Source organism: Sedimentibacter sp. B4, assembly GCF_000309315.1.
Classification (GTDB): domain Bacteria; phylum Bacillota; class Clostridia; order Tissierellales; family Sedimentibacteraceae; genus Sedimentibacter; species Sedimentibacter saalensis.
On sequence record NZ_CANG01000542.1, the window covers coordinates 1 to 372 of the forward strand.

The 372-nt window shown below is 67.2% G+C and carries 1 protein-coding gene; it reads left to right on the forward strand.

The window, feature by feature from the left end:
• A partial coding sequence (locus BN358_RS23835) for an FGGY-family carbohydrate kinase (protein WP_255346900.1) occupies positions 1-325 on the forward strand: 325 nt, incomplete at its 5' end.
• Positions 326-372 lie beyond the last annotated feature (47 nt).

Genomic DNA, 372 nt, shown 5'->3' on the forward strand with positions numbered 1-372 from the left:
CGACACCATGGCCCGTGTCTCGGGCAACCAGATCCTCCAGATCGCCGTCGACGGTGGGGCGTCCCGCAACGACCTGCTCATGCAGTTCCAAGCCGACCAACTCGGCGTGCGGGTCGTTCGACCGGCGAACACCGAAGCCACCAGCGTCGGAGCTGCCCTCCTCGCCGGACTGGCCAGCGGAATATGGGCGACCCAGGCCGAAGCCCTCGCCACCCAGAGCATCGCTTCGGTCTTCGAACCATCCATCGCCGAACCTGTGCGCGCCGAGCTCTACCGCAACTGGACCAGCGCGGTCACCAGGGCACAGGGGTGGGCCAAGAAGTGAAGCCGGCGAAATGATTCGCGCCAACGTCGCCCAACTTGCCGGGCGCC